Origin of the sequence: Niveispirillum sp. KHB5.9 (genome assembly GCF_048066115.1) — a bacterium.
In the GTDB taxonomy this organism is placed as follows: Bacteria; Pseudomonadota; Alphaproteobacteria; order Azospirillales; family Azospirillaceae; genus Niveispirillum.
In genome coordinates, this window is record NZ_JBLTYX010000002.1 from 429,124 (window position 1) to 455,060 (window position 25,937).

The 25,937-nt window shown below is 65.6% G+C and carries 24 protein-coding genes and 1 pseudogene; 6 read left to right on the forward strand and 19 right to left on the reverse strand.

The features are described from left to right. Window positions 1-325: 325 nt before the first annotated feature. The 5 genes and pseudogenes from ACM9HJ_RS06450 to ACM9HJ_RS06470 all read right to left on the reverse strand — a co-directional run. Window positions 326-991 (reverse strand): annotated as a pseudogene (locus tag ACM9HJ_RS06450) (filamentous hemagglutinin N-terminal domain-containing protein); the annotation flags it as partial. Window positions 992-1,018: 27 nt separating this feature from the next. Further along, on the reverse strand, window positions 1,019-1,159 hold the full coding sequence (locus tag ACM9HJ_RS06455; protein WP_416570882.1) for a hypothetical protein: 141 nt from the start codon (window positions 1,157-1,159) through the stop codon (window positions 1,019-1,021). Window positions 1,160-1,162: 3 nt separating this feature from the next. Next, the gene (locus ACM9HJ_RS06460) at window positions 1,163-2,665 is read right to left on the reverse strand and encodes a ShlB/FhaC/HecB family hemolysin secretion/activation protein (RefSeq protein ID WP_416570883.1); all 1,503 of its coding nucleotides are present in this window, start codon (window positions 2,663-2,665) and stop codon (window positions 1,163-1,165) included. A 527-nt stretch (window positions 2,666-3,192) separates the two neighbouring features. After that, window positions 3,193-4,389, reverse strand: a complete 1,197-nt coding sequence (locus ACM9HJ_RS06465) for an alpha/beta hydrolase (protein ID WP_416570884.1) — start codon at window positions 4,387-4,389, stop codon at window positions 3,193-3,195. 162 nt (window positions 4,390-4,551) lie between these two features. Beyond that, entirely contained in the window at window positions 4,552-5,424 is an 873-nt protein-coding gene (locus ACM9HJ_RS06470; RefSeq protein WP_416570885.1) for a MurR/RpiR family transcriptional regulator, read from the reverse strand. A gap of 126 nt (window positions 5,425-5,550) precedes the next feature. Here ACM9HJ_RS06470 and ACM9HJ_RS06475 point away from each other — a divergent pair, with 126 nt between their 5' ends. The 4 genes from ACM9HJ_RS06475 to ACM9HJ_RS06490 are packed head-to-tail and all read left to right on the forward strand — an operon-like array spanning window position 5,551 to window position 8,216. Then, entirely contained in the window at window positions 5,551-6,297 is a 747-nt protein-coding gene (locus ACM9HJ_RS06475; protein ID WP_416570886.1) for a COG4280 domain-containing protein, read from the forward strand. Then, window positions 6,294-6,521 (forward strand): hypothetical protein, encoded by a 228-nt coding sequence (locus tag ACM9HJ_RS06480; protein ID WP_416570887.1) that lies wholly within the window; start codon window positions 6,294-6,296, stop codon window positions 6,519-6,521. The genes ACM9HJ_RS06475 and ACM9HJ_RS06480 overlap by 4 nt, the downstream gene beginning before the upstream one ends. Next, complete coding sequence (locus ACM9HJ_RS06485; RefSeq protein WP_416570888.1) at window positions 6,518-7,081, forward strand: dual specificity protein phosphatase family protein; 564 nt, start codon at window positions 6,518-6,520, stop codon at window positions 7,079-7,081. Before ACM9HJ_RS06480 ends, ACM9HJ_RS06485 begins: the two co-directional genes overlap by 4 nt. A 10-nt stretch (window positions 7,082-7,091) precedes the next feature. Then, entirely contained in the window at window positions 7,092-8,216 is a 1,125-nt protein-coding gene (locus tag ACM9HJ_RS06490; protein ID WP_416570889.1) for a TonB-dependent receptor, read from the forward strand. On the opposite strand, the gene ACM9HJ_RS06495 is transcribed toward ACM9HJ_RS06490, so the two are convergent. The 10 genes from ACM9HJ_RS06495 to ACM9HJ_RS06540 form a co-directional block, all read right to left on the reverse strand. Beyond that, window positions 8,162-9,562, reverse strand: a complete 1,401-nt coding sequence (locus ACM9HJ_RS06495) for a TonB-dependent receptor (RefSeq protein ID WP_416570890.1) — start codon at window positions 9,560-9,562, stop codon at window positions 8,162-8,164. The two genes, ACM9HJ_RS06490 and ACM9HJ_RS06495, sit on opposite strands and share 55 nt — an antisense overlap. A 387-nt stretch (window positions 9,563-9,949) precedes the next feature. Beyond that, window positions 9,950-10,090, reverse strand: a complete 141-nt coding sequence (locus tag ACM9HJ_RS06500) for a hypothetical protein (RefSeq protein ID WP_416570891.1) — start codon at window positions 10,088-10,090, stop codon at window positions 9,950-9,952. An 82-nt stretch (window positions 10,091-10,172) separates the two neighbouring features. Then, window positions 10,173-10,769 carry a PRC-barrel domain containing protein gene (locus tag ACM9HJ_RS06505; RefSeq protein WP_416570892.1) on the reverse strand — a complete coding sequence of 199 codons (597 nt, stop codon included), beginning with the start codon at window positions 10,767-10,769 and terminating at the stop codon, window positions 10,173-10,175. Between the two features lie 27 nt (window positions 10,770-10,796). After that, window positions 10,797-12,002, reverse strand: a complete 1,206-nt coding sequence (locus ACM9HJ_RS06510; RefSeq protein ID WP_416570893.1) for an NAD(P)/FAD-dependent oxidoreductase — start codon at window positions 12,000-12,002, stop codon at window positions 10,797-10,799. Window positions 12,003-12,015: 13 nt separating this feature from the next. Further along, on the reverse strand, window positions 12,016-14,106 hold the full coding sequence (locus tag ACM9HJ_RS06515) for a catalase (RefSeq protein WP_416570894.1): 2,091 nt from the start codon (window positions 14,104-14,106) through the stop codon (window positions 12,016-12,018). 81 nt (window positions 14,107-14,187) lie between these two features. Further along, entirely contained in the window at window positions 14,188-14,532 is a 345-nt protein-coding gene (locus ACM9HJ_RS06520) for a hypothetical protein (RefSeq protein WP_416570895.1), read from the reverse strand. Beyond that, a complete protein-coding gene (locus ACM9HJ_RS06525; protein WP_416570896.1) occupies window positions 14,532-17,072 on the reverse strand; it encodes a cbb3-type cytochrome c oxidase subunit I in 2,541 nt (846 codons plus the stop codon). Before ACM9HJ_RS06525 ends, ACM9HJ_RS06520 begins: the two co-directional genes overlap by 1 nt. A 3-nt stretch (window positions 17,073-17,075) precedes the next feature. Then, entirely contained in the window at window positions 17,076-18,053 is a 978-nt protein-coding gene (locus tag ACM9HJ_RS06530) for a c-type cytochrome (RefSeq protein WP_416570897.1), read from the reverse strand. Next, window positions 18,050-19,135, reverse strand: a complete 1,086-nt coding sequence (locus ACM9HJ_RS06535) for a c-type cytochrome (protein ID WP_416570898.1) — start codon at window positions 19,133-19,135, stop codon at window positions 18,050-18,052. The genes ACM9HJ_RS06530 and ACM9HJ_RS06535 overlap by 4 nt, the downstream gene beginning before the upstream one ends. Beyond that, entirely contained in the window at window positions 19,136-19,693 is a 558-nt protein-coding gene (locus ACM9HJ_RS06540; protein ID WP_416570899.1) for a cytochrome c oxidase assembly protein, read from the reverse strand. A gap of 144 nt (window positions 19,694-19,837) precedes the next feature. Here ACM9HJ_RS06540 and ACM9HJ_RS06545 point away from each other — a divergent pair, with 144 nt between their 5' ends. Then, the gene (locus tag ACM9HJ_RS06545; RefSeq protein ID WP_416570900.1) at window positions 19,838-20,053 is read left to right on the forward strand and encodes a hypothetical protein; all 216 of its coding nucleotides are present in this window, start codon (window positions 19,838-19,840) and stop codon (window positions 20,051-20,053) included. A 60-nt stretch (window positions 20,054-20,113) separates the two neighbouring features. After that, a complete protein-coding gene (locus tag ACM9HJ_RS06550) occupies window positions 20,114-20,434 on the forward strand; it encodes a hypothetical protein (protein WP_416570901.1) in 321 nt (106 codons plus the stop codon). Between the two features lie 16 nt (window positions 20,435-20,450). Here ACM9HJ_RS06550 and ACM9HJ_RS06555 read toward each other — a convergent pair whose 3' ends face one another. The 4 genes from ACM9HJ_RS06555 to paoA are packed head-to-tail and all read right to left on the reverse strand — an operon-like array spanning window position 20,451 to window position 25,809. Further along, complete coding sequence (locus tag ACM9HJ_RS06555) at window positions 20,451-21,980, reverse strand: MFS transporter (RefSeq protein WP_416570902.1); 1,530 nt, start codon at window positions 21,978-21,980, stop codon at window positions 20,451-20,453. After that, window positions 21,977-24,187, reverse strand: a complete 2,211-nt coding sequence (gene paoC, locus ACM9HJ_RS06560; protein ID WP_416570903.1) for an aldehyde oxidoreductase molybdenum-binding subunit PaoC — start codon at window positions 24,185-24,187, stop codon at window positions 21,977-21,979. The genes ACM9HJ_RS06555 and paoC overlap by 4 nt, the downstream gene beginning before the upstream one ends. Before the next feature lie 3 nt (window positions 24,188-24,190). Next, window positions 24,191-25,138, reverse strand: a complete 948-nt coding sequence (locus ACM9HJ_RS06565; RefSeq protein WP_416570904.1) for an FAD binding domain-containing protein — start codon at window positions 25,136-25,138, stop codon at window positions 24,191-24,193. Then, window positions 25,135-25,809 carry an aldehyde dehydrogenase iron-sulfur subunit PaoA gene (gene paoA, locus ACM9HJ_RS06570; protein WP_416570922.1) on the reverse strand — a complete coding sequence of 225 codons (675 nt, stop codon included), beginning with the start codon at window positions 25,807-25,809 and terminating at the stop codon, window positions 25,135-25,137. Before paoA ends, ACM9HJ_RS06565 begins: the two co-directional genes overlap by 4 nt. Window positions 25,810-25,937 lie beyond the last annotated feature (128 nt).

Here is a 25,937-nt window from a genome sequence, read left to right on the forward strand (position 1 = left end):
GCCAGTCGCCGCCCTTGCCCTTGGCCGCCCCGACATCGACGCGCGCACCGTCGATCTTCAGTTTGCTGCCCGACGTCTCGACAAAGCCGCCATCGCCCCAGACAGTGCCGCCACGCGCCAGCAGCGCACCCTTGATGTCGGTCTCCAGGCTGTTGACGATGGCCGTCCCGCCCTTGCCGCCCTCGGTGGCCGAGGCATCGATACGGCTGTCCGCGTCCATGGTGACGGAAGCGGACCCGGCCGTGCCCACCAGCACCGTGCCGCCGCCCGTGGCCCCCCTGGCGCTGAGGAACGCACCCTCCAGCGTGATGGGACCGCTGCCATCCAGGACCAGCGTGCCGCCCTTGGATGTCAGCCTTTCGGCCTCGATCACGCCGGTAGCCTTGATCACCCCGGCATTCACCTTGTTCAGCGCCTGGGCCGTCAGATAGATGGCCCCGCCCTGGGATTGGATGATGCCACCGGCTTCGATCTGTGCCCGGATCAGGGCGGGATCGACCCGCATCGGCGCACCGCCATCGGGCGTCAGCACCACCGCCTCGCCCGCCGCCAGGATGACGGACCCCAGTTCTGCCCGGATCAGGCCGCGATTGGTGATCTGCGAGGCCAGCAGCACGACGGAACCGCCGCGCGCCGTCAGGGTACCGTCATTGACGACCGCGCCCTCGGCCCCGCCGCGCCTGAAGGACAGATTGCCCTTCTCGAAATCCGCATCGGCGATATCCAGGGTGGAGGCGACGAGGCCACCCACATCCACCGTGCTGCCGCCACCGAACACCACCCCGTTGGGATTGACCAGGATCACCGTGCCGGGCGCGCGGATCGCCCCCTCGATCAGCGACCTGTCGGCGCCGATCACCCGGTTCAGCGTCATCGACGACGCACCGGGCTGCTGGAAGGTGACGCTGGCCGCCGAACCGACATTGAACCGGTCCCAGGAGATGATGGCCTTGTCCGTGGATTGGGTCACGGTCATCGCCGTGCCGGCCATGGCGATGTTGGCCGCACCGCCAGTGACCTAGCCGCCCGTGGGCAGGGTACCCGGCGCCTGTCCCTCCCCCCAGGCCGCCCCGGTCAGTGCCTGCACGACCGACAGCACGGCCGTACAGGCCAGCAGGCGGAACCGGAAGGGCCGGGTGGTGCGGGGGGGCGGGGTCATCGCCTAAGCCGCCATGACCAGCTGGACCCAGGCCCGCATTTCCGCACGGCGTGCCTCCGCCGTCTGGATGTCCAGCCCGCGCCCGGCATCGGGCCCGATGCGCTTGGCCGCCGTCGCCTTCAGCTGCACATTGGCGGTCGGGTTCCATTGCACCGACGCCCCGGCACCTTGCTGGAAATAGGTATTGTGGGGCGATCCCGCCCCCTCCCAGCCATCCCAGGGCCGCTTGTGCTGTTCCACCACCCCGCCGTCCCAGAAGGCGGCGACGCGCAGGTCGTCGCGCAACCTGTGCCCGACCTCCAGGTTCAGCATCACGCCCTGGTCGCCACTGCCGGCATTGACCGGGTAGGCCCGGGTCCCCGTCAGGCCGCCCAGGGCGAACTGTTCGGCACTGTTCAGGTTCTTACTGACCAGCTGGCCCGACAGGGTCAGGGCGACGTCGCCATCCTTCCACAGGGCTTGGCGCCGCCCGGCGCTGAGCGTGATCTTGCCGTATTTGCCGCGCGTGCGGGCACTGGCCCTGTCCAGCGCCTTGTTGGCCTTGTTGCCGGACAGGTCGACATTGCCCAGCTTCACCGACGCATCCAGGATGAATGCCCCGCCCCCCCTCCAGCCATCGCGCATGGCCCGATGGGCGGAGAAGGTCACGGCCGCCAGCCGGTTGCTGGCCGTGACCAACCCGCCCACCCGGTCCCTGGTCCATTTATGCTCCGCCCCCACCGCCAGGCTGATCGGCGCGTCGGTGGTGCGCAGGCCCAGCCAGCGCAGGTTCATCGCCACCGTCTGCGCATTACCCGACGGTTCGCCCGCATTGACCTTCTTCGGGATGTCATAGGTCAGGGCCCCGCCCATCCCCTCCAGCCAGAAACCGTCATCGAACAGGGGGGCACCGGCCGTGACCTGGCCGTAACGCGAGGATTTGGTGCCCTGCCCCGTCACCGACACCTGGTCGCCCTGGCCGGTGGCATTGGTCAGGGTCGCGATGCCCAGGGCGCGGACACGGCCGATCTCGCGCGCGGAATTATTGTCGATGACGGCCGTGGCGCTGAACAGCGGCGGGTCCCGCAGCTTCAGCACCACATCGGTCGTCCCCTCCTCCGTGCCGGCATCCAGCACGCCAAGGGCCTGCATGCCCGGGATGATGCCCAGGTTGGAGACACCCGTGGCCACCGCACCGGGATGCAGCGGTTCGCCCGGGGCATTCCGGGAATGGATGAAGGATCGCGCCCGCTCCGGATCCAGGCGGGTACTGCTGGACGGATCGATGCGGACCCGGCCCATGCGGGCCTCCAGCACCTGGATGGTGACCACGCCCCCTTCCAGCGATTGCCGCGGCAGCACGGCGCGGGCCAGCAGGTCGCGTTTGGCATAATAGCGGCTGATCCGCGCCGCCGCCTCCTTCAGGTCGCCCAAGGTGCAGTCGCGGCCGATATAGTCCGTCAGCTGCGCGCGCAGCTCCACTTCCCCGATCAGGTCGGCGATGATCCGGAAGCCGGTGACACGCACGGTCTCCCCCGCCTTGAGGAATTCCTCATCCGGCGAATAGGGCGTGATATCGGGCGTGGGCGGGGTTGGGGGGGGGAACCTGGGGAATATTGCGCTGCACATCACGCAGAATCTGCCCGGCATCCTGCGCCATGGCAGTACCGCTCATGGCCCCGAAAGGCAGAACAGCCGCAGGTGAAACGCAAAATATCACCCTCGGCTGCACAGACCTGCCCATCAGTCTACAGCCAAAAGTATAGAATCTCCGTTTCTTGGTAAAGATATTCTTGACGGGAGCGCACGAGCCAAATGGTTAGGGCGCAAGGGTGCGTCGCATCACCGGCCCAATGACCTGCTGCCCTGATTGCATCCGCTTTTATGAGTGGAGCCCTCTGGGCGGCACCGTCATCCGCTCGACACGAGCGGTAGCAGGCCATCCGGCGGGCTCCACCTTTTTTCCTGCCACCTCGCACAGCATGGCGTCGTCCAGCATCGCGTCTGCAAGCAGCTTCTTCAGACGGACACTCTTCCAGGATGCAGGTCACAGGTCATAGGTTGCGTACCAGATTGCCAAACTCCCGCGCCGTTTCACTGGCGGCCCGGTCGGCTTCCTTGGTGACGGCGGTCTGCTGCATGAAGCCATGCGGCAGTGCCGCATATTCCAGATAGAGCGTCTTGACGCCGGCCTTCTTCAAACCCTCCGCAAAGGCCCGGTCGGAATCGCGCAACGGATCGAAACCGGCAGAGGCGACAAGCGTCGGCGGCATTCTGGCGAAATTGCCGGCCAGCAGCGGAGAGATTTCCGGCTGGGACAGGTCCATGCCGGGGAACACGCGGCGATGGACATAATCGGTGAACGGCACGTCAAGGCCGAACCCGTCCCAGAACAGCCGCGCCGACACGTAATGGACGCGCATTTCCTTAACGCTGCGGTTATCGACCGCCGCATAGTAGAGCAACTGGCAGGCCGGGCTGGGCTTGCCGGCCTTCTGCGTCCGGGTGGTCACCACCACCGACATGTTACCGCCGGCACTGTCGCCACCGACGCAGATGCGGGACCTGTCGCCCTTCAGCCGGTCGGCATTGGCCACCGCCCAGTCGAAGGCATCCTCCGCGTCGTTCCAGGAACCGGGATAGGGGTTCTCGGGCGCCAGCCGGTAATCGGTGGAAACGATGATCACCTTGGCCTCGTCGGCCAGCCGGCGCATGGTGCGGTCCACCGCCTCGATATTGCCGAACAGCCAGCCGCCGCCATGGTAGTAGACCAGGATCGGCAAGGTGCCTTCCGCCTTGGAATGATAGATGCGCACCGGGATCGGCTTGCCGTCGCGCGCCGTCACCTTGTCATCCGTCACCGAGGCCAGGGCCGGCCCCGGCTTCGTCTGCCTGATCCAGTGGTTGTTGGCGTCCTGACGGATGGCGGCCGCACTTTTCGGATCGTCGAACGGGTCCGGTGACGGCGTCGCCCCCTTATTCCCGGCTGCGGCCTTGGCCTCTTCCTCCGCGGCCTGCCGGCCCTTGTGGAAAAGATACTGCATCCGGAGGTCCAGCGTCTGGCCATCCAGGGTGATGCGCCTTCCCCCGACCTGTTCAAGGACCCAGCTGTCCGGCTTGGCCGCCAGATCGGCGATCTCCCGTTCCTTGGGATCGGACGTCTGCGCCCCGGCATCGACGGACGGATACGCCCCGCAGACGGTGAACATGAGGGCGAGGGCGGAGAGCGTGATCAGCTGTTTGCGTAGCAATTTGACCTCCCGGATGTTGCACCGGAACGATGTTGCACGCCACCGCCACCCGACAATCCCGCCGGCAGGTAATATATGCTACAAACGGGTAATGCCGACTACCGGCCGGTCTTATGCCGACCTTCCCCCAGGCGCCGGGCGTCGCCATCCGGCGGATTGGCATTACTTTTCGGGAAGGCCCAACGTCATCGCGGCACCGGTCAGCCGGGTTCGCATCTGGTTCAGGTCGGCCAGACTGTCCAGCGCCCTCTTCGGCGCCTTGGTGGCGATACCCACCAGCAGCGCCTCGATAAGGCCCAGCGTGGCCGTGTGCATGCTCAACATATCGGCATGGCCCCTGGGCACGGGCAGCAGCAATTGCACGCGGTGGCCCACACTGTCGGCCAGCATGTCGGTCAGCAGCATGGACGCGGCCTTGCGGTGCCGGATCTCGTCCAGCAGCACATCCAGCTCCACATAGACCCGGCCATAGGCCAGCATGACGACCAGGTCCTTGGCCCTGATCCGGTTCAGGTCGTCGGCGAACAGCAGGCCGGTATTGGTCAGGCTTGCCGCCTCGATCCCGAAGCGGTTCAGCTGGATGGAAAGATACTGGGCCAGCGCGCTGGACGGGCCGATGCCGAACACGAAGACGCGCGGCGCGTCGATGAAGGCCTTCACGGCACGCGCGAAAAGCTCCGGCGTCACCGACCGGCGCACCCCTTCCAGCGACTGGGCATGGATATCCAGCGTCACCGCCAGCGCATTCTCCAGATCGCTGCCGACCCGGCCCAGGATGCGGGTCAGCCGGTCGGCCGGCGATGGCTGGTCGATCTCCGCCACCAGTCCCCGGCGCAGATCATCCAGCCCCTGATAGCCCAACGCCTTGGCCGTGCGCACGATGGTGGCATCGCTGGTGCCGGCCTTGGCCGCCAGTGCCGCGGCGGACGAGACCAGGACCTCGTTCCGGTGCTCCTTGAAGAAGCGGGCCACCCGCTGCTCCGTTGGCCGCATCGCCGGCCAATGCTCCGCCACGCGCTCATCGAAACTCGGCATCGCCTTTTTCACATCCCACCAGCCATTGACTATCGTAGTGTTTGCTACCTAAATGATCATAATGTAGTGATTATTACACGAACGATCTCCCCGGAGCGACCGGGCGGAACCGACGACACGAAACAGATGCCGACAAGCTCCGCCATTACCGCCGTCACAATGGCCTTCTTCGCCTCCTGCGTCGAGGTCGTGGAAGCTTTTACCATTGTGCTGGCCATCGCGGTAACCCGCGGATGGCGCCCGGCCCTGTCGGGAACGGTTGTGGCGCTGGCGGTCCTGACCCTGATGGTCCTGGTGCTGGGTCCCCTGCTTCCTCTGCTGCCGATGACACTGCTGCATCTGGTCATCGGCACCATGCTGCTGCTGTTCGGGCTGGGATGGCTGTGCAAATCCATCCTGCGATCAGCCGGCATCATCCCCCTGCATGATGAGGATGCGGTCTTCGAGGCCACGCGCGGGGAATGGGCCCCGCGCGGCGATCCCCGCCGCACCTCGCTGAACGTGCTGGGTGGCATCATCGCCTTCAAGGCCGTGCTGCTAGAAGGGCTGGAGGTGGTGTTCATCGTGGTCGCCATCGGGGTGGGCCATGATCTGCTGGCCCCGGCCGCCATCGGGGCGCTGACCGCATGCCTGCTGGCCGCCGGCGCCATCCTGCGCCATCCCCTGTCGCGCATTCCGGAGAACACCCTGAAACAGTTGGTCGGTGTCGTCTCTGCCGCCTTCGGCGTGCTGTGGACGGGCAAGGGCCTGGGTATCGAATGGCCGGGTGACGGGGATCTGGCGCTGCTGGTCTTCATCATTCTGTTCTTCGCCACGGCCCGTCTGACCATCCATCTGCTGCGCCGCTCCTTCCCGGAGGTGGCCGGGCGATGAAGCGCAAGCAAACCCTGATCGGCGATATCGGGCAGACCCTGGTTGGCATGTTCCTGGCCGACCTGCGGCTGACCTTGTCCACCCTGGCACTGCTCTGTCTGGTGCATGTCCTCCGACTGACGGAACTGCCCGACCCCGTTGTGGGCGGATTGCTGCTGGCGGGATGCCTCTCCATCCTGGTGGATGCCGCCCTGCAGGGTGCCGAACGCAGGAGACCGGAATGAGACGCCCCCTGCTGAAAGGTTTTTGCGGTCTGCTGGCGGTGACGGCCGGCATCGGCCTTTACCTGGGCGGCCTGCAACTGACCGGCAATTTCCATCCGGTGGTCGAGGGCGCGCTCTACCGCTCGGCACAGCCCGATCCGGCCGCATTGGAACGCTATGTCCGGGATTACGGGATCAGAACCGTCGTCAACTTGCGCGGCGGCAACCCGGATGCCGGCTGGTACCGGGCGGAACGGGCCGCCAGCCAGCACCTGGGCCTGACCCATATCGATTTCCCCATGTCGGCCAAGCGTGAACTGACCCAGGAACAGGCGGCACAGCTTGTCGCCCTGTTGTCCAAGGCGGAGCGGCCGATCCTGATCCACTGCCAGGCCGGGGCCGACCGCAGCGGCCTGGCTGCCGCCCTCTATGTCGCCGCCGTGGCCGGCGGGGGTGAGGAGGCGGCCGAACGGCAGATATCCCTGCGCTACGGCCATATCTCCCTGCCGATAGCCAAAACCTTCGCCATGGATCGCAGCTTCGAAGCGCTGGAGCCCTGGCTGGGATACCCCGACAGCTAGCCCCTTTCCCATGCCGGCCCCACTTCGTGACGTGCCGCAGTCGGTCACCGTCGTCACCCGCCAGCAGATGGACGACCAGTCCATCACCAGCATGGCCGATGTGGTGCGCTATGTCCCCCGCGTCGTCTTCGCCCAGGGCGAGGGCAATCGCGACACGCCGATCTTCCATGGCAATGCGTCCACCGCCGACTTCTTCGTCGATGGCATGCGCGACGACGTCCAATATTACCGCGACGTCTATAATATCGAGCGGGCGGAGGTGCTGAAGGGCCCCAACGCCATGTCCTTCTGCCGTGGTGGCGTCGGTGGCGTCATCAACCGCGTCACCCGGCAGACCAACTGGCGCCGTATCGGTGAAGTAAAGCTGGAGGTGGGCAGCGACGATCATCATCGCGGCACCTTCGATCTGGGCCAGGGCATCAACGATAAGGCAGCATTGCGCCTGACCGGCCTGTACCAGAATTCCGGTTCCTACCGCGACGGCGTCGACTATGAACGCCGGGGCGTGAATCCCACCGCCTCCTTCCTGGTGGGCGAGGCGACGCAGATCCAGATCGGGTACGAGCATTTCGAGGATGAGCGCGTTGCCGATCGCGGCATCCCCTCCTACCAGGGCCGCGCGCTGCTGACCGGCCGGTCGACCTTCTTCGGCGATCCGGACCGGAGCCCGACCGACAGCCGCGTCGATGCCGTCAATCTGGCGATCGAGCACAGCGTCAGCGACGACCTGTCGATCCGCAACCGCACCCGCTATGCCGATTATTCGAAATTCTACCAGAACGTCTTCCCCGGTGCCGTCAACACGGCGCGCACCACCGTCGTCATCTCCGCCTATAACAACGACACGGCGCGCGAGACCCTGATCAACCAGACGGATCTGAACTACCGGTTCGCCACGGGTGCCCTCACCCATACGCTGCTGGCCGGCATGGAACTGAGCCGCCAGGAAACCGACAATTTTCGTGAAACGGGCTATTTCACCGCCGTCGGTGCCAACACCACCAGCATCAACGTGCCGGTGGGCAGCCCGCGCATCTCCGTGCCCATCACCTTCCGCCAGGCCGCCAGCGATGCCGACAATCACGGTGTGGCCAAGTCGATCGCCGGGTACCTCTGCAGGACCAGGTCGACCTGACGCCGCGGCATTGCCGCCACCCTTGACCAGCTTGCTGTCCAGATAGGTATAGCCGCCGAAGATTTCCCACTGGTCGGTGACCTTGCCGGCCAGGCCCAGCTCGATACCCCGCACCCGCTTCTCACCCGCCATGGCGACGGTATGTCCTGAAGCGTGATGCGGCTGTTCTGCGTCTCCGTGTAGAAGATTGCGGCGGTGGCCAGCAGCGCCTCGTCAAACAGGCTCCACTTGGTGCCGACCTCGACGGTCTTGTTTTTCTCCGGCTTCAGGTTGGCATTGACCGCACTGCTCAGCGCCGACGGATCGCTGCCCTGGGCCAGGGCATTGCCCGTGGGCGTGGACGACGTGGCGTAGGAGGCATAGAAGCTGCCGTCGCGCGTCGGCTTGTAATTCAGGCCGACCTGATAATTGAACAAGTCATCCTCGCGCTTGAAGATGCTGCGCACGCCCGGCGTGGCGGCGGCGGTGCTGGCGGCACTGGTGAATTTCGACTCATACCGGTCGAAGCGCAGGCCCAGGTTCAGCTGGAATTCGCTGGACAGGTCGGTCGTGTCGGACAGATAGGCCGACTTGGTGACATTGCGCGAATTGCTGGGATTGTTGTTGCGCGTCATCACACCCGCCCACGCATCGTTGGGGTTCGGGTTGTTGAGATCCGTGCAATAGAAGGCGGCGATGGCGGCGGCGGTGCAGCTGGCCGCACCCGTCGGCAGGGTCAGGGCGTAGCTGTCATTCTCGCCCTGCTCCCGGCTGAACTCCACACCAGTGGAGAAATTGTGCGTCAGGCTGCCGGTGGTGAAGCTGCCATAGAGATCGGTCTGATTGGCGATCGTCTGCAATTCGGTGACGCGGTTGTTCTGGCGGCGATAGACCAGGCCGTAATAGATGTTGCCCTGGCTGTCATCGGGCTGGGTCCAGACATAATCCTGGCCGGTCTGGGCATAGCGCAGGGTATTGCGCAGCGCCAGGCCGCCGCCGAAATCACGGTCCAGCTTGATGGTGCCGATATCGGCCGTATCCTCGCGAAAATCGCGGTTCTTCAAACCGTACCAGGTGCTGCGGTCGACCTTGACCGGCGACCCGTCACCCACCTGCAGAACCCGCGCGCGGCCGTCGGTACGCGGACGGAAGGTAGGGTTGTCATAGGGGATGCCCGTGTCCGGGATGTCGTCGGTTTCCAGGTGGTAATAGCTCAGCACCACCTGCGTGGCGCTGTTCAGGCCGAAGGCGACCGACGGGACGATGCCCCAGCGCTCGTTCTTCACCACGTCGCGGCCGGCCACACCGGCATCATGCCAGACGCCGTTCAGGCGCACGGCCACACCATCGCCCAACTGCTTGTTCACGTCCGCCGTGACGGATTGAGCAACACCCTGCGGAACGACATGTCTTTCTCCCCATGACACCGCGCTTTTTGGCCCGGCTTATTTCTTTGGTTGGGGGGGCAATATCGTCAGCTTGCTGTCAGAAACCTTTCATGGTTGCGGCACTCAAACTTCGCCACCCATTCGTTCCACATGATCTGATTGTGTGGAACGAATGGAACACAACACCACCATAAGATCAAAGAACTTGACCTGCTCCCGGCGAGGCAAGGTGGATGCCCTCTTGCGTGACGAATTGACAGGCGCCTTAAAAGCAACAACCCGCCCAGCCGGAGCTGGACGGGTTGTTATAACGTCAGTGGATAGGAGGGGCTCGCCTTGACGATCGCGCCGTCAATCTCCCGCATATCACTCCCCACCTGCGCTGCTGGTCATCATCGTGGAGCCGATGATGGCGGTGGCGTCGATGCCGCCCTGGTTCTGCTGCTCCGCCTCCACCGCCACATCGGCAACGCCCCCTTCCCCGACCATCACGGTGACGATGTTCATGTTGGCGACCGATCTGATCTGCGGCAGCCAGGCGGCGGAGGCCCCTGTCGCCGCAGCGTCGACGCCATGCCGGCATCACCACCTAAAACACGGCCTGCACAGATCGAATTGCCGCCGGCCAATCCCCCGATTCCAAGAGTTTCAGCCGCCGAAATTCCATTTCCGTCAAGCGCATGGTCAAGCATTTGGCATCCAGATCGATCAGGGACCGAGGCACCGCCCGCAAGCTTTCATGGTTGCTCTCCGGGTCCTCTGTCGCAACCACCACATAGCTGACGCGGCCCGTGTCGCATTCGATCAGCGCCTCCACCGCCTTGCCCAGGAGAACCCCTTTCACATCCTGAACCGGGGTGCCGGCAATGCCGCTGGCCGTCAGCAAGGTTGGCGCCTCGGAACGGCGGCTGGCCGCGATCGCGGATTTGCCCCCATCCTCATAGGCACGCTTCCGCCCCAGCCAACGCCAGACGCCCACCATGTTGACGGCCACCAGGAACAGGTTGGTCCACAGGAGATTGGCCTGACCCGACACGAAGCCAACCACCGCCCAGCAGACGGAACCCAGCGCGAACACGACAAAGCCCCAGCCCGTGACCCGCGCACCGAGATTGGCAGCGGTCATCATGGCGGCAACCATTGTGGCCGCCGGGGCGATCACGCCGGCAATCGCCTCAAGGTCCATATCGCCTCCGGTCCGGCCTGCCGCACATCATCGGAAAAGCCCGGCATCGATGTCGACGCGCCCCTCGACCATGCCCACCAGCAATTCGGCTGCCAAGCTGCTGAAAGTTATGCCGTTCCCGCCAAAGGCCAGAATGGCCAGGATGTTCGGGGCGTCCCCCACCCGCCGGATGGTCGGCAAGCCGCTGGGCGTCGATCCGAAGTTCCCGCACCAGGCATAGTCGGCCTTGGTATCGAGCGCCGGGAACAGCTTCCCCAGCTTCTCCTCCAGCCTCGCCGTCTTGTCGGGCAAAAGCGCGTCACGCGCAGCCTCGTCCTGGAAATCCTCGTCCTCTCCGCCACAGATGACCCGTCCATCCGGCAGAGCCCGCACATAAAGATAGGGATCGGAGGCTTCCCAGATCAGGCACTGGTCCGGCCAGAGCTTGCGCGGCTGCGGCCGGGTGGCGATGGCCCAGGTGGAACCGATCCTGTGTTTGGTGCGGCGCACCCCCTTGGGTAGTTCATAGCCGGTGGCATAGATCGCCGTCCCGGCATGCACCGTCGGCCCCGCCTCCGTCGTGATAACCACCCGGCCATCCCGGCTTTCAACACCGGCGACGGTCACGGGGGAGAAAATCTCCGCCCCGTGCCGTTGAGCACCCAGCAGGAAACCCGCCGCCAGTCGCAGCGGATTGGCGGTGAGATTGCCGAAGGATAGCAGCGCCGCTGCCCGGTCGATCCCGTATCGGGACCGCAACTCGGCACGGTCCAGATAGTCGGTGTGCAGGCCCGCCCGGTTGCGCAATGCCGCCTCCCTCCGCAGCTGGCCGGCATTGAGCAGATTGCCGGCCAGATAGAGCGAGGATCGGCGTTCCAGATCGCAGTCGATGTTCAGCGCCCCGACCTTGTCCGCCAGCGTGTCCAGGGCCAGCCTTGTTCTCTGCCAGGCGCGTATCGCCCTTTCCAGCCCGACCTTGGCCTTGAGCTTCAGGATCGGCAGGTCGATCTCATACTGCAACAGGGCCGTGGTGGCCGCGGTCGAGCCCGACAGCGGCGGGCGGCGATCGAGCATGACCACCTTATGCCCACGCGACGCCAGGGCCTGGGCCGTGATGGCGGCACTGATCCCGGCGCCGACCAGGACGATGTCGGCGGTCGCGTCCTGCGTCAGGGTCTTCGTTGGTATCGTCGGGACCCTGGTGTCCATCCAGACGGAACGCCCTGTCCGCAGATCCTTCGGCTGGGTCAGCATCGCGCCCCGTTCTTCAGGCCAGGGTGCGGATATCGGGTTCACGCGCCCAATACCGGGTCTTGGCCGCTTCCACGAAGCCGGCGCCGATGGGCTTCACCCCGTCATCGGGCATGATGCCGGCCTTGTCGAGCAGCGGTTTCGCCTCCGCACTGAAGCCGATGGCCTTCAGATGGCCAAACGCGTCCATCAGCCATTGGATGGCCGCCCCCTCATTCAGGAACGCCTTGGCGCCTTCCTTCGACAGGATCACGGCAACGGCGTCGAAGATCGGCGACGGGGCGCCGAACAGCAGATGGTCGGCCTTCCGCATCGTGCCGTCGGAAAGTTTGGTCCCGCCGACCTTGGGCCCCACGATGACCGGCTTCGCCCCGGCATCGGTGACGGCCTTGACCAGCCCCGCCAATTCGTCCGCGTCGCTGCCATCATGGATCAGGATGCCGATGGCCCGCCCCTCCAGCGTCTTTTTCATCTGCGCATGGATCGACAGGGCCGGCGACGGTTCCATATCGACCAGCGGGCGGGCCGGCTTGGCGGCGGGCGGCAAGGCCACGCCCAGGCCGGCGGCAACCCGTTTGGCCAGGTCTTCATCGACATTGCGCAGATTGGCCAGCATCCGGCCAGGCACCTGCTCCAGCCCGACCCTGGACAGCTCGAACACGAAGGAGGAGGCGATATGCGCATGTTCCTCCGGCGTCTGGGATGTCCAGAACAGCCGCGCCTGACTGTAATGGTCGGCGAACAGTTCCGCGCGTACCCGCAGCTTGTCTCCCTGCTCGTCCGCCAGAGGTTCGGCGACGGTGGCGAAGCCCTTGGCCGGGCATTCGCGCGGCCCCGCCTCCTCCCCATGCTGGGCGAGGCTATTGGGCTCGTAATTGGCGCGCCCGCGCGGCACCTGCATCTGCATGTGGCCATCGCGCTGGAAATTATGGAACGGGCATTTCGGCGCGTTGATGGGCAACTGGTGGAAATTGGCCGTGCCCAGTCGGGATTTCTGGGTGTCGAGATAGGAGAACAGCCGGCCTTGCAGCAGCGGGTCCTCGCTGAAATCGATGCCCGGCGGCACATTGGCCGGACAGAAGGCCACCTGCTCCGTCTCCGCAAAAAAATTGGTCGGATTGCGGTCCAGCACCATGCGCCCGACCTTGCGGATGGGCAGCACCTCCTCCGGGATCAGCTTTGTGGCGTCCAGCACGTCATAGGGCTGGGCATCGGCGAAGGCCTGATCGAAGACCTGGATACCCAGTTCCCATTCCGGGAAATCACCGGCGGCGATGGCCTCATACAGGTCGCGGCGGTGATAGTCATTGTCGGCCGCCTGCAATTTCACCGCCTCGTCCCAAACGGTCGACTGCATGCCCAGCCTGGGCTTCCAGTGGAACTTGACGAAGCTGGTCCTGCCCTTGGCATTCACCATCTTGAACGTATGGACCCCGAACCCTTCCATCATGCGCAGCGAGCGCGGGATGGTCCGGTCGGACATGGCCCACATCAGCATGTGGGTGGTCTCCGGCATCAGCGAGGCGAAGTCCCAGAACGTGTCATGGGCGGAACCGGCCTGCGGATAGGCCTTGTCGGCCTCCATCTTCACCGCATGCACCAGATCGGGGAACTTCATCGCATCCTGGATGAAGAAGACCGGAATATTGTTGCCGACCAGATCCCAGTTGCCTTCCTTTGTATAGAATTTCACCGCGAAGCCGCGCACGTCGCGCGGCGTGTCCACCGATCCGGCACCACCGGCCACTGTGGAGAAGCGGGTGAAGACAGGCGTCTTCTCCCCTGCCCGCTGGAAGATGTCGGCCCTGGTGATGTCCGCCAGGGATTCATACAGCTCGAAATAGCCATGGGCGCCGGAACCGCGGGCATGGACGATCCGCTCGGGAATGCGTTCATGGTCGAAATGGAAGATCTTCTCCCGCAGGATGAAATCCTCCAGCAGCGTCGGCCCCCTGGCGCCTGCCTTCAGGCTGTTCTGGTTGTCGGCGACCGGAATGCCCTGGTTGGTGGTCAGACGCGCATTGGCGTCCGAATTGGACTTGGGCAAGGCCTGATGGGTCTCGCCGCCGGCACCCTGGTGGGTGGCGATGCGCGTGGCTTCATCCATGACGTCATTCCTCCTGATATGTTTCTTGAATAACGGCGGGATTGCGGCGGGGTTCCGGTGACTTCGGCCGCGCTCATCGATCTAACGACCCATCACACAGGCCTGCAAAAGCAGGGCACCCGTCGCCGTCCAGGGTACGGCGATCAGCGACAGGATGGCGACCAGCCGGGCAATGGTGATCACGAACCCACCCTCCACCCCAGCCCAGGTGGCAACGGCTTGGCATCGCAACGCCACGGGCGCGATGGCGGTTAGCGCCAGCAGGGCCAGAACCCCCACCAGCCATCGGGAAGCATCAGGCGGCGCATCCTGCGCACAGAGCAGGGTATGGCCGCCATAGGAGAACGTGAACTGCACGCCCCAGACAATCGGCCCCCAGAGCAGGAACAGCAGCGTGCGGGTGATGGAGGGCAAAGGGTCTTCCATCATCCCGCCACCCGTGGAAAGCCATGGATCAGCAACAGGCCCAGCAGCATCTGCCCGACCGTGTAATAGCAGAGCAGGGCGCAATTCTCGTACCCCACCCGCCGCACCCGATCCAGGCGGCCGCACAGCATCCGCGCCATGGCGACGCCGAACAGGATCAATTGCGCGATGACCAGCTGCCCGTCCAGCACCGAGGCCATATAGACCACAGCGCCATAGGCGCTTTCCGTGGGGCGCAGGCCCGTCTGCCACAGCACCTGGATGTTCAGCCCGAAGGATGCCGTCAGCACCAGAGCCGCCAGTCCCAACACCGCGACCACCAGGCCCGACCGCTGCCCCGACGGTGGCAGCAGGCGGCCGGCACCATAGGTCAATCCGGCCGACAGCACGGCCAGACCACCGACCAGCAATGTCCATTTCCCCGCTGGCGGTGCCGCCGCATGCGGTGGCCAGACCTCCGGCGACACGACCCAGAGATAGAGGTAGGCGAAAACATTGGCGAGGTAGAGTGAACCGGCGACCAGCATCAGCACCACCATGGCCCACCAGGTGTGCGATGCCGGCCCGCTCATGTAGCTGGGCACCTTCAGCCCTGCCCCGATCTCCACCAGCCCCTTGTCGCCGCCCTGATCCAGTCCCCAGGTCCAGACCAGACAGCCGATGATGGCCATCAATCCGCAGATCGCCGCCGGCACCACCAGCTTAACCGTCAGCAGCAGGAAGAACCCCGCCGTGCCCACTGCCGCCACGACATGGGCGTAACCGGGGCCGGGCATGCGGATGATATAGTGTGGCCTGCCCTCCACCGGGCTGGTGACCAGGGTCTCGCGCACGCCCGTGACGCTACGCGGCAGGAAATGGCGGCCCTCCTCCACCTCCTTGGCCAAGTTGGGCTGGTCCCAGAGCGGCTCGCGGCTGGTGACCAGCGGGATGCTGCGCGTGCTGTAGACATCATTGGGCAGCCATTCCAGGGTCGGCGCACCCCAGGGATTGTCATTCCCCGCCCCGCCACCAGCCAGCACCGGCCGGAACCGGCGCGCCAGATCGATGACGAACAGCAGCACCCCGGCAGCGACAATGAAGGCGCCGATGGTGGAGATCAGGTTCAACCAGTTCCAGCCGACATCGTCGCTGTAGGTCCAGACCCGGCGCGGCATGCCACGCAAGCCGGTCAGATGCATGGGCAGAAAGGCGATGTGGAAACCGGCGAACATCAGCCAGAACACAAACCGCCCCACCCGTTCCGACAGCGGGTTACGGCTGACCATCGGCGCCCAGAAATGGAAGGTGGCGAACAGCGGAAACACCATGCCGCCCATCAGCACGTAATGCAGGTGGGCGACGACGAAATAGGTGTCGTGGACCTGGAAATCGACGGGCACCAGCGCCACCATCACCCCCGTCACCCCACCCATGGTGAAGATGAAAACCGAACCCAGCACGAACAGCCACGGCGTGTTGATGCGCAGCCGTCCCTTGGCGGCGGCGATGGTGGCGATCCAGGAGAAAACCTGGATGCCCGACGGGATGGCCACGGCCATGCTGGCGGCGGAGAAGAAGGCCAGGCTCAGCGACGGGATGCCCGTCGTGAACATGTGGTGGACCCACAGCCCGAAGGAGAAGAAGCCCGTGCCGATCAGCGCCACGACGATCAGATCGTGCCCGACCAGCGGCCGGCGCGCCATGGTGGACACGATCATGGAGACCAGCCCCGCCGCCGGCAGGAAGATGATATAGACCTCCGGATGGCCGAAGAACCAGAACAGGTGCTGCCACAGCAACGGGTCGCCACCCATCCTGGCGGTGAAGAACGGCCAGCCGAAGGCCCGCTCGATCTCCAGCAGCATGGTGGCCAGGATCACGGCGGGAAAGGCGAAGACGATCATCGCCGCGAAGATCAGCATGGCCCAGGCGAAGATCGGCATGCGGGCCAGCGACATGCCGGGCGGCCTGGTCTTCAGCACGCCGACGATGATCTCGATCGCACCGGCAATGGCCGATATCTCGATGAACCCAATGCCCAGCAGCCAGAAATCGGCATTGTCGCCGGGGGAGAATTCCATCAGCGTCAGCGGCGTATACATGAACCAGCCACCATCGGGCGCCAGATCATAGAGGATGGTGGAGAAGAACACTGTGCCACCGATGACATAGGCCCAGACCGCGAAGGCCCCCAGGCGCGGGAACGGCAGGTCGCGGGCCGCCAGCATCTGTGGCAGCAGCAGCACGCCCAGCGCCTCCATCGCGGGCACGGCGAACAGGAACATCATGGTCGTGCCATGCATGGTGAAAAGCTGGTTGAACAGATCCTGGCTGACCAGATCATTGCCCGGCACCGCCAGCTGCGCCCGGATCACCAGGGCCAGCACGCCGGCCAAGATGAAGAACATGAGTGCCACGCCCATGTAGAAGATGCCGACCGTCGTATTGTTGACGTCGGAGATCATCCGCCAGCCGCGTGGCCGCGCCCAGATGCGGCGCAGTTCCTCCACCTCGCTTTCCGGACGGTTGCCTTCATTGGGCAGGGCGGTGTCGGTCATCATCTACTCCAGCCCGTCCAGATAGGCCGCCAGTGCGGCCAATGATGGCGGGTCCAGCATCGGATATTCCGGCATGAAATTGCCGGGCTTGATGTGCTGGTTGTCGACCAGCCAGCGCGCCAGGGCCTCGCGATCATTGGGCAGGGTTGCGGCGGCCAGGGAATGGCGGCTGCCGACATGGGTCAGGTCCGGCCCCGCCAGCCCGGCGGCATCGGTGCCGCGCACCGTGTGGCAGGCGTCGCAGCCATTCTCGAAGAACAGCCGCTTTCCTTTCAGCGCATCGGCCCCCTGTGACGGCCGGGCGGGTGCGGCTTCGGCCATCAGCCAGGCATCGTAATCGGCCGCTTCCATGGCCGCGACATGCATGGACATCAGCGCATGCGCCCCGCCGCAATATTCCGCGCATTGCGCCCGGCTGATACCGGTGCGGTCGGCCTGGATGGTCAGGACATTGCTGCGGCCGGGGATCATGTCCAGCTTGCCGCCCAGTTGCGGCGCCCAGAAACTGTGGATGACGTCGTCGGTCTCCAGTCGCAAGGCCACGCGGCGGCCCACGGGCAGGCGCAACTCATTGGCGCTGGCGACACAGCGACCGTCCGGCAGCTCATAGACCACATGCCACCACCATTGTTTGCCAATGATAGTGACAGTCGGGCCATCCGCGCCGGCGGAACGCGAGATGCCGGCCTGCATGACCACCAGCCCATAGAACAGCAGCAGGCTCAGCGCCACGGTGGGAAAGACGATACCGCCGGCCACGATCACCCGTTGCGAAGCGATCCGTTCGCGCACCGATGCCGACCCGTACAGCGACAGCAGCAACAGGACGCCGACCAGCAAGGTCACGAAGATCGCCAGCCCGGCGGAAATCCAGAACAGCAGGCCGATCTCCCGCGCCTCCGCCCCCGTCGGCGACAGGGCCGACTGCACGCCACCGCATCCCGCCAGCGGCAGCAGCAGGAATGCCCAGCGCCCCCTCATGGCGCACCTTGTGGACCCGATGTCGACCGACCCGCCAGCCAGGCCGTCACATCGTCGATCTGCCGGTCGGTCAGGCGGGCCGCCACCGACCGCATCATCTCCGCATGCGGCGTACCCCCCCGCACCCCGTCGCGGAACAGCCGCAACTGCTGCGCCATATAGGGCTGGGACATGCCGTCCAGGCGAGGGAACTGCATGGACCGGCCACCATCATGACAAGACAGGCAGGCGCCGACATTCTGCTCCCGCAGGCCCCGTCTGGCGATCACCTCCCCCGTCGCTTCATTTCCCCGATCAGGCGATGGGGCGGCAATGGGTGACATGGCGGCGTAGGTGCCGGCCAGTTCGCGGATCGTCTCCGGCGACAGGGCGACGGCCACCGGCTCCATCATGCCGCTCTGCCGCTGATCGGCGGCATATTCCGCCATGGCCCGAACCAGATAGTCTCTGTTCTGGCCCTGCAGCGGCGGGGCCAGATCGGACACCGGCGGCCGGCGTGCGTCGCCATGGCAATTGGCGCACAGCGCCAGCGTCGCCGCCCCGCCTTCAAAGGAGAAGCCGCTGCCCTCCGTCCCGGTCAGCGCCTTGTAACGCGCCGCCGGCATGTCGGGCAGTTGGCGCATGAAGGCGACGACGGGCCAAATCTCATCATCGCGGCCATCGCCCGGCCATTGCGGCATGCCGGTGAATTTCAGCCCGTGGCGCACGATCCAGAACAGTTCGGCATCGTTCCAGTGCCCGACATTGTCGCCCAACGCCGGGGCGGCCGGATACATGCCGGCGGCGATGGGGTTTTGCGCCTTGCCCGGCCCGGCATGGCACGGCTGGCAGCCGGCGGCGAAATGCCGGGCACCCAGTTCCACCATGCCCGGCCGATCCATCGGCAAAGGCTCGATCCCCAGGCTGTAGGTGGCGATGGACCGGTTCAACACCAGTTTCAGCAGGCGGTCGGTGAAGGCGAAATGCCGGGATGAGGCGGCGACATTGTAGATGCCGGCCAGCGCCACCAGCAGCCCGGCCAGCAAGGCACCCAGCACGGTCAGCACCATGCCGTGATGAAGGGGACGGCGCCTGGCCAGCATCTAACCGGCGTCCCCGCCATTGCTTGCCGGCCGCCACGCGGCGCCATCGACACGACGCAGCCAGCGGCGGGCAGCGGTGATGGCGGCAGAAACATAGACCAGCGGACAGGCCGTCAGCATCAGCAGGCCGGCGAATTGCTGATCCACCAGCAGCATGGGATCGACATGGCCCGCCATCGCATAGATCGGGCGCGGCGCGAAGACCAGCAGCACACCCAGCAGGCAGAACAGCTTGCCGGTGATCAGCAGGGCCGGCAGCGGCTGCCATTCCCCCGACCGCGTGGCGGAAACGATGCAAGTCCAGAACCAGCAGGCGGCAACAAACAGCGACAGATGCATCAGCCCCATCAGCAACGGGTTGTGCATCGCCAGTTCCAGCACGGCCGGCATATGCCAGCCCCAGAGCAATGTCATCTGGCAGAAAGTGGCCGCCGGCAACCAGGATGATGTACCGGCCACGGGCAGGAAGCGCTGACCCACCAGGACCAATGCCGGGGCCAGCAGGTTCATCGCTACCATGTGCGATGTCATATGCGCGGTCAGAAATCCGCCGGCCATAGCCCCGCTCCCCTGCTGTCCTCCTGGGGCCAACGGGAGCAGCGGGGTGAGGTTCCCCGACCAGCATCAGGAAATGGAACATCAATATCCAGGTCGCGTTGACCAAAGACAGACGGATGACACCGCCGACACAGGAGTACCGTCATGTCGGACATCAAATACACACCCGACCGGAACGATCCCGATGTTTCCGAGGAACGCCTGCGCATCAAGGAGAACGGCCCTGTCGTGACCTCCGTCCCGCCGGAACGCCAGGCCGTGGAAGTGAAGCCCATGCGCTATGTGCTGGGGGTCGGCATCGCGCTCGCCATCGTCGCGATGGTCGTGGCCGCCATCATCACCAATATCAGCGCAGGCTGACCGGTATCGCCTGTCCGGCGCGGATAACCTTCCTGTCAGTCATCCGTGGAGCCTGCGTGAATGCATCACCGCAATGACGGCGAAGACGAACTGAACGCAGCCTATGACCGGCTGGAGCGGGAATTGCCGCCGGCCGCCGTTCGTGTGCTGGAATGGCTGCGCAGTCCGCGTGCGCGGCGCGTCCGTCTGGTGCTGGGGATGCTGCTGATCTGCGCGGGTTTCCTGTGGTTCCTGCCCATCGTCAGCATCGAGATGCTGCCTGTCGGGCTTTTGCTGATCGCGATCGACGTGCCGTTCCTGCGCAGGCCCATCGCGGCCTTCGTGATGTGGCTCCTGGACAAATGGATGGCCTTGCGCAACTGGTGGCAGCGTCGGCACTGACCTTCCCGCCAAGCACTCAGGAATGGGCCAGCTGGCGTCTGGCGCGCGCCCGAGCCAAGCGTAACCGTATCCGCGCGTCGCGGGGCAGCGATGGCGGGATCACTGTCGCTCCGCGCAGGCCCGCGACGCTGGAGATATTGCGGATGCTGCGGATGGTCTCGTTCAGCACCTCACCCATCATCTCGCGCGGCTCGATCTCCCCCTGTTCGGCGACCAGCGTCAACCGATGCATGGCGTAGAATCCGAACAGGCCGGCCAGCAGGAAATAGAAATCCCAGCTGGTGAGGATCAGCGGGAAATCGAAAACGCCGCGCGGATTGGTCCAGCTCAGCAGCAGTTCCAATTTCCGCTCGGTGAAGAAATCGGCCAGCAACCCGCCCAGGATGGGGGCGATCCCCGCCGCCACAGCCGTGACCGTGGCGCTGACCGCGATATAGGCGGTGGCGCTGCCCCGCGGCGACAATTTCAGCGCGATGTTGGTGGCGGTCAGGGTCACCCCGGCCACCGCCGCCCCCATGAAGACATGCAGCAGCACCAGCCATCCCGTCACCAGATCCGGGTCGCCCAGTTGCGAGGCACCGATCATCCCCACGATGGACAGGATATAGACGGGTGCACAGACGGCCAGGACGGGCTTGTTGGCAAACCGGTCGCTGAGCCGCCCCCAGAAGCGCAAGGCCAGGATGTTGGCGATCTGGCTGACCACATTCAGGATCATCACCAGGCCGATATCGAAGCCCAGCTGCTTGACGATGAAGACGGTGAAGAAGGGCGTGGCCAGGTTGACCGCGAACTGCCAGCTGCCGATGAACACCAGCAACTGGCGGAAATTGCCGTCGCGCAGGGGCTGGACCAGCAACGCACGCAGCCGGGGGGCGGGCCCATCGGCGGGCGGCGGCATGGCGGGCTCCGGCATGTGCGACACGATGCGGGCACTGATCAGCCCGGTGACGCAGCCGGCCGCAAACATGCAGGCGAACAGGATGTCACGCTGCGGCGAACCCTCCCCGGTCGTGTCCAGCGCGAAGGCCGCGGTCAGGCCCAGTATCAGATTGATGGCAGTCACCCATGCCGTCCGTCTGGCGAACACCTGGCCCAACTGCTTTTCCGGGGCCAGATCGCGCAGCCAGGCGTTCCAGGCACAGGACCCTACGGCTCCCAGCCCGCACAGCACGAATTGCGCGCCCAGGAAGACCAGCAGCGGGGTCATGCCGGTGAAGAAGGCGGTGGCCGCCATCACGCCCAGCATCAGCCGTCCCACCACGCTGGACAGGACCGCGATCCGCTTGCGCTGACGCAGACGCTCCACCAGCAGGATCGCCGGCAATTGCAGCAGCTGGGCCAGGAACGGCGCGCTGGCCAGTATGCCGATCATGGCGTTGGACGCGCCCAGATGCAGCGCGAAGGCGGCCAGGATCACACCCGATGTCAGCGCGCCACCGCCACCGGAAAAAGCCGCCTCCACGACGAGCAGGCGCAACCCGCGGGCGCACTCTTCCTCGCTGACATGGTCCTGGGGAGCCAGACTGGCCATCGGCTGGCTCAAACCGCGTCCGGCAGATCCCGGATCAGCTTGTCCAGGGTGACGGGATAGTCGCGGACACGGATACCTGTCGCGTTGTAGACGGCATTGGCCACGGCGGCACCGGCACCGCATATGCCCAACTCCCCCACCCCCTTGGCCTTCATCGGCGATGAGAGCGGGTCCGTTTCATCCAGGAAGATCACCTCCTGATGCGGGATGTCGGCATGCACCGGCACTTCATATCCGGCCAGGTCATGATTGACGAAGAAGCCCCGCCGCCGATCTACGGCCAGTTCCTCCATCAAGGCGGCGCCCACACCCATGGTCATGGCGCCGATCACCTGGCTGCGTGCCGATTTCGGGTTCAGGATGCGGCCGGCGGCACAGACGGCCAGCATCCGCCTGACTCTGATCTCGCCGGTGAAGGCATCCACCGCCGCCTCCACGAAATGGGCGCCGAAGGTGGATTGCTGGTACTGCTTGTCCAGGTCGCCATATTCGATCCCGTCCTCACCCACCAGATCGCCCTGCACCACCGCCTGGGTCAACGGCACCGTGCGGTTGCCCGACCGGACCTGGCCATCTTCGAAGACCGCATCGGCGGAATTGAAGCCCAGGCGCTGTACCACCGCCTCCCGCAGCTTCACGCAGGCCGCATAGACGCCGGCCGTGGCATTGTTCGCCCCCCATTGGCCGCCGGACCCGGCAGAGACGGGCAGATCGCTGTCGCCCAACCGCACCAGAACGGCGTTCAGGGGCAGGCCCAGCATCTCCGCCGCCGTCTGGGCGATGATGGTGTAGGAACCGGTACCGATATCGGTCATGTCGGTTTCCACCACCAGTCGGCCCCGGCGGTCCAGCCGGACCCGTGCCGCCGACTTGGTCAGCAGGTTGTTGCGGAACGCCGCCGCCACCCCCATGCCGATCAGCCACTTGCCGTCGCGCGTATGCGCCGGCTTGGTGCTGCGCCGGTTCCAGCCGAATTTCTCGGCACCCTGGCGCATGCATTCCACCAACTGGCGTTGGGAATAGCGGCGCTTGGGCATTTCGGGATCGACCTGGGTATCGTTCAGCGCCCGGAATTCGATCGGATCGATGCCCAGCTTTTCCGCCATTTCATCCATGGCGATCTCCAGCGCCATCATGCCCGGCGCCTCCCCCGGTGCGCGCATGGCGTTGCCTTCCGGCAGGTCCAGCGTGGCCAATCTTGTTGCCGTCATGCGGTTGGCCCCGGCATAGAGCAGGCGCGTCTGGTTCACCGCTGTTTCCGGCCCGCCGCCCGGCAGGTCACCGGACCAGCCCTCATGCCCGATGGCGGTGATGCGACCATCCTTGGTGGCGCCGATGCGGATGCGCTGGATGGTGGCGGGACGGTGGGTGGTATTGTTGGCGATCAGCGGCCGGGGCAACGCCACCTTCACCGGCCGCCCCGCCTGCCGGGCACCCAATGCGGCCAGCAGCGCGTCGGCGCGCACGAACAGCTTGCCCCCGAACCCGCCGCCGATATAGGGCGACACCAGCCGCACCTTGTCCTTCGGCATGCCCAGCGTGCGGGCCAGATCGCCCCGGCTCCAGTCGATCATCTGATTGGCGGTCCACACCGTCAGCCGGTCGCCGTTCCAGGCGGCTACCGTGGCGTGCGGTTCCATCATCGCGTGGGAATGGTCGGGTGTCGTATAGGTTTCGTCCAGCGTCACCGGCGCCTCGGCGAAGGCCTTGGCGAAATCGCCGACCGCCGTATCGGGTTCACCGCCGAACCCGCCGCCCTTAGGCTTCACCGCCTTGTCCTTGGCTCCGGCCAGATCGTGGTTGCCAGCGACCGGCGCGTAATCCACGCGCACCAGGGCGGCAGCGGCGCGGGCCTGTTCGAAGCTTTCCGCCACGACCAGGGCGATGGCCTGGTGGTAATGCTCGATCTCCGGCCCACCCAACAGCTTGGCCGTATTGTAATTGCCCTTGGTCAGCTTGCCGGCATTGTCGGCGGTGACGATGGCCAGGACCCCGGATGCCTTGCGGGCCGCCGACAGGTCCATGTGCTTGATGCGGCCCTTGGCGATACCGGCGGCCACGACATAGCCATAGGCCTGATTGGCCGCCACCTCATGCTGTTCATGGGCATAACGCGCCGTACCCGAAACCTTCAGGGGACCGTCGATACGGTCATGCGGCTTGCCCACCACCGTCAGCCGATCGATGGGGTTGGTGGTGGCTGGCTTGTCGAACTTCATGGCTCAGCCCTCCACTTGCTTGAGAACAGCGACCAGTGTGCGCTCGGCCAGGGCGATCTTGAATTCATTGTCGTGGGAGGGCTTGGCATCGGCCAGCAGGGTGCCGATGACCGTCTTCGCCCCTTTGGGCAGCAAAGCGTCGGCCGCTTCCATCCGCCAGGGCCGGTGCGCTACGCCACCCAGCCCCACGCGTCCCGTTCCGTCCGGCTGCACCACCGCGGCCACGGAAACCAGGGCGAAGGCATAGGAGGCGCGGTCGCGCACCTTGCGATAAATCTGCCGCCCGCCCAGCGGCTTGGGCAGGGTCACGGCGGTGATCAACTCGCCTGCCGCCAGGGCCGTCTCCACGTGCGGTGTGCTGCCCGGGAGCCGGTGGAAATCGGCGATGGGGATGCGGCGGGCGGCCCCGTCGGGCTTCACCGTCTCCACCACTGCATCCAGCACCCGCATGGCCACGGCCATGTCGCTGGGATGGGTGGCGATACAGGCCTCGCTGGTGCCGATCACCGCCAGTTGCCTTGCCACCCCGCCGATGGCCGCACAGCCGGCACCGGGCTGGCGCTTGTTGCAGGGCTGGTTGGTGTCATAGAAATAGGGGCAGCGGGTGCGCTGAAGCAGGTTGCCCGCCGTCGTCGCCTTGTTGCGCAGCTGGCCCGAGGCGCCGGCCAGAAGGGCGCGCGACAGCAATGCATAGTCGCGCCGCACCCGTGCATCAGCCGCCAGATCGGTATTGCGTACCAGGGCCCCGATGCGCAGGCCGCCCTCCTCCGTCGCCTCCACCCTGTCCAGCCCCAGGCCGTTGACATCGATCAGGTGCTCCGGCGTCTCGATCTCCAGCTTCATCAGGTCCAGCAGGTTGGTGCCGCCGGCGATGAAGCGTGCCCCTGGATGGCGGGCCGCCGCAGCGGCGGCGGCTGGTGAGGTGGCGCGTTCATAGCTGAAAGGCCTCATGCCGCACCCCCAGCCACCTCGGTCATGGCATCGACGATGTTGGAATAGGCGCCGCAGCGACAGATGTTGCCGCTCATCCTCTCCCGCAATTCGTCGGCATCCAGCTTGGGCACCTGGGCCAGATCGGGCGTGACATGGCTGGGCACCCCGGCCCTGATCTCCTCCAGCACCGCCACGGCGGAACAGATCTGGCCCGGCGTGCAATAGCCGCACTGGTAACCATCATGCTTGACGAAGGCGGCCTGCATCGGGTGCAGCCGGTCGGGTGTTCCCAGCCCCTCGATGGTGGTGATCGCGTCGCCTTCATGCATCACCGCCAGGGTGAGGCAGGAATTGATCCGCCGCCCCTCCACCATCACGGTGCAGGCCCCGCACTGGCCATGGTCGCAGCCCTTCTTGGTCCCGGTCAGGCGCAGATGCTCGCGCAGCGCGTCCAGCAGGGTGACGCGGGTATCCAGCTCCAGTTCGCGCGCCACGCCATTGACCTGGAAGGAAATCCTGGCCGTCACCGGCTCCACCGCCGATGCAGGCTGGGCGGTGGATGCCGCGGGTGCGTTCTGGGAACCGGCGGCCAGCACCGGACCGGCCACGGAAGCGGCACCGGCCGCCATGAAGATGCGCCGGGACAAGGCCGGCTCACACGTGTTTCGCATGTCGGTTGGGTCCTTCAATCCGGGGGGAGAATGGAGGAACAGCCGCACCGGTTCCGGCAGTGCTGTCGGCCGGTCGCTCAATGACAATGCGCCAAGGCTGGCTTTGTTCCCCCCGCCCCCCACATTACGCTGGGACGGAGCGGCAC

Excerpts from the sequence above, each read along its gene's own strand:
- ACM9HJ_RS06455 (WP_416570882.1), bottom strand. The coding sequence starts at position 1,159 with ATGACCCCGCCCCCCCGCACCACCCGGCCCTTCCGGTTCCGCCTGCTG.
- ACM9HJ_RS06470 (WP_416570885.1), bottom strand. The coding sequence starts at position 5,424 with ATGCCGAGTTTCGATGAGCGCGTGGCGGAGCATTGGCCGGCGATGCGG.
- ACM9HJ_RS06475 (WP_416570886.1), top strand. The coding sequence starts at position 5,551 with ATGCCGACAAGCTCCGCCATTACCGCCGTCACAATGGCCTTCTTCGCC.
- ACM9HJ_RS06480 (WP_416570887.1), top strand. The coding sequence starts at position 6,294 with ATGAAGCGCAAGCAAACCCTGATCGGCGATATCGGGCAGACCCTGGTT.
- ACM9HJ_RS06485 (WP_416570888.1), top strand. The coding sequence starts at position 6,518 with ATGAGACGCCCCCTGCTGAAAGGTTTTTGCGGTCTGCTGGCGGTGACG.
- ACM9HJ_RS06490 (WP_416570889.1), top strand. The coding sequence starts at position 7,092 with ATGCCGGCCCCACTTCGTGACGTGCCGCAGTCGGTCACCGTCGTCACC.
- ACM9HJ_RS06500 (WP_416570891.1), bottom strand. The coding sequence starts at position 10,090 with ATGAACATCGTCACCGTGATGGTCGGGGAAGGGGGCGTTGCCGATGTG.
- ACM9HJ_RS06505 (WP_416570892.1), bottom strand. The coding sequence starts at position 10,769 with ATGGACCTTGAGGCGATTGCCGGCGTGATCGCCCCGGCGGCCACAATG.
- ACM9HJ_RS06510 (WP_416570893.1), bottom strand. The coding sequence starts at position 12,002 with ATGCTGACCCAGCCGAAGGATCTGCGGACAGGGCGTTCCGTCTGGATG.
- ACM9HJ_RS06515 (WP_416570894.1), bottom strand. The coding sequence starts at position 14,106 with ATGGATGAAGCCACGCGCATCGCCACCCACCAGGGTGCCGGCGGCGAG.
- ACM9HJ_RS06520 (WP_416570895.1), bottom strand. The coding sequence starts at position 14,532 with ATGGAAGACCCTTTGCCCTCCATCACCCGCACGCTGCTGTTCCTGCTC.
- ACM9HJ_RS06525 (WP_416570896.1), bottom strand. The coding sequence starts at position 17,072 with ATGACCGACACCGCCCTGCCCAATGAAGGCAACCGTCCGGAAAGCGAG.
- ACM9HJ_RS06530 (WP_416570897.1), bottom strand. The coding sequence starts at position 18,053 with ATGAGGGGGCGCTGGGCATTCCTGCTGCTGCCGCTGGCGGGATGCGGT.
- ACM9HJ_RS06535 (WP_416570898.1), bottom strand. The coding sequence starts at position 19,135 with ATGCTGGCCAGGCGCCGTCCCCTTCATCACGGCATGGTGCTGACCGTG.
- ACM9HJ_RS06540 (WP_416570899.1), bottom strand. The coding sequence starts at position 19,693 with ATGGCCGGCGGATTTCTGACCGCGCATATGACATCGCACATGGTAGCG.
- ACM9HJ_RS06545 (WP_416570900.1), top strand. The coding sequence starts at position 19,838 with ATGTCGGACATCAAATACACACCCGACCGGAACGATCCCGATGTTTCC.
- ACM9HJ_RS06550 (WP_416570901.1), top strand. The coding sequence starts at position 20,114 with ATGCATCACCGCAATGACGGCGAAGACGAACTGAACGCAGCCTATGAC.
- paoC (WP_416570903.1), bottom strand. The coding sequence starts at position 24,187 with ATGAAGTTCGACAAGCCAGCCACCACCAACCCCATCGATCGGCTGACG.
- ACM9HJ_RS06565 (WP_416570904.1), bottom strand. The coding sequence starts at position 25,138 with ATGAGGCCTTTCAGCTATGAACGCGCCACCTCACCAGCCGCCGCCGCT.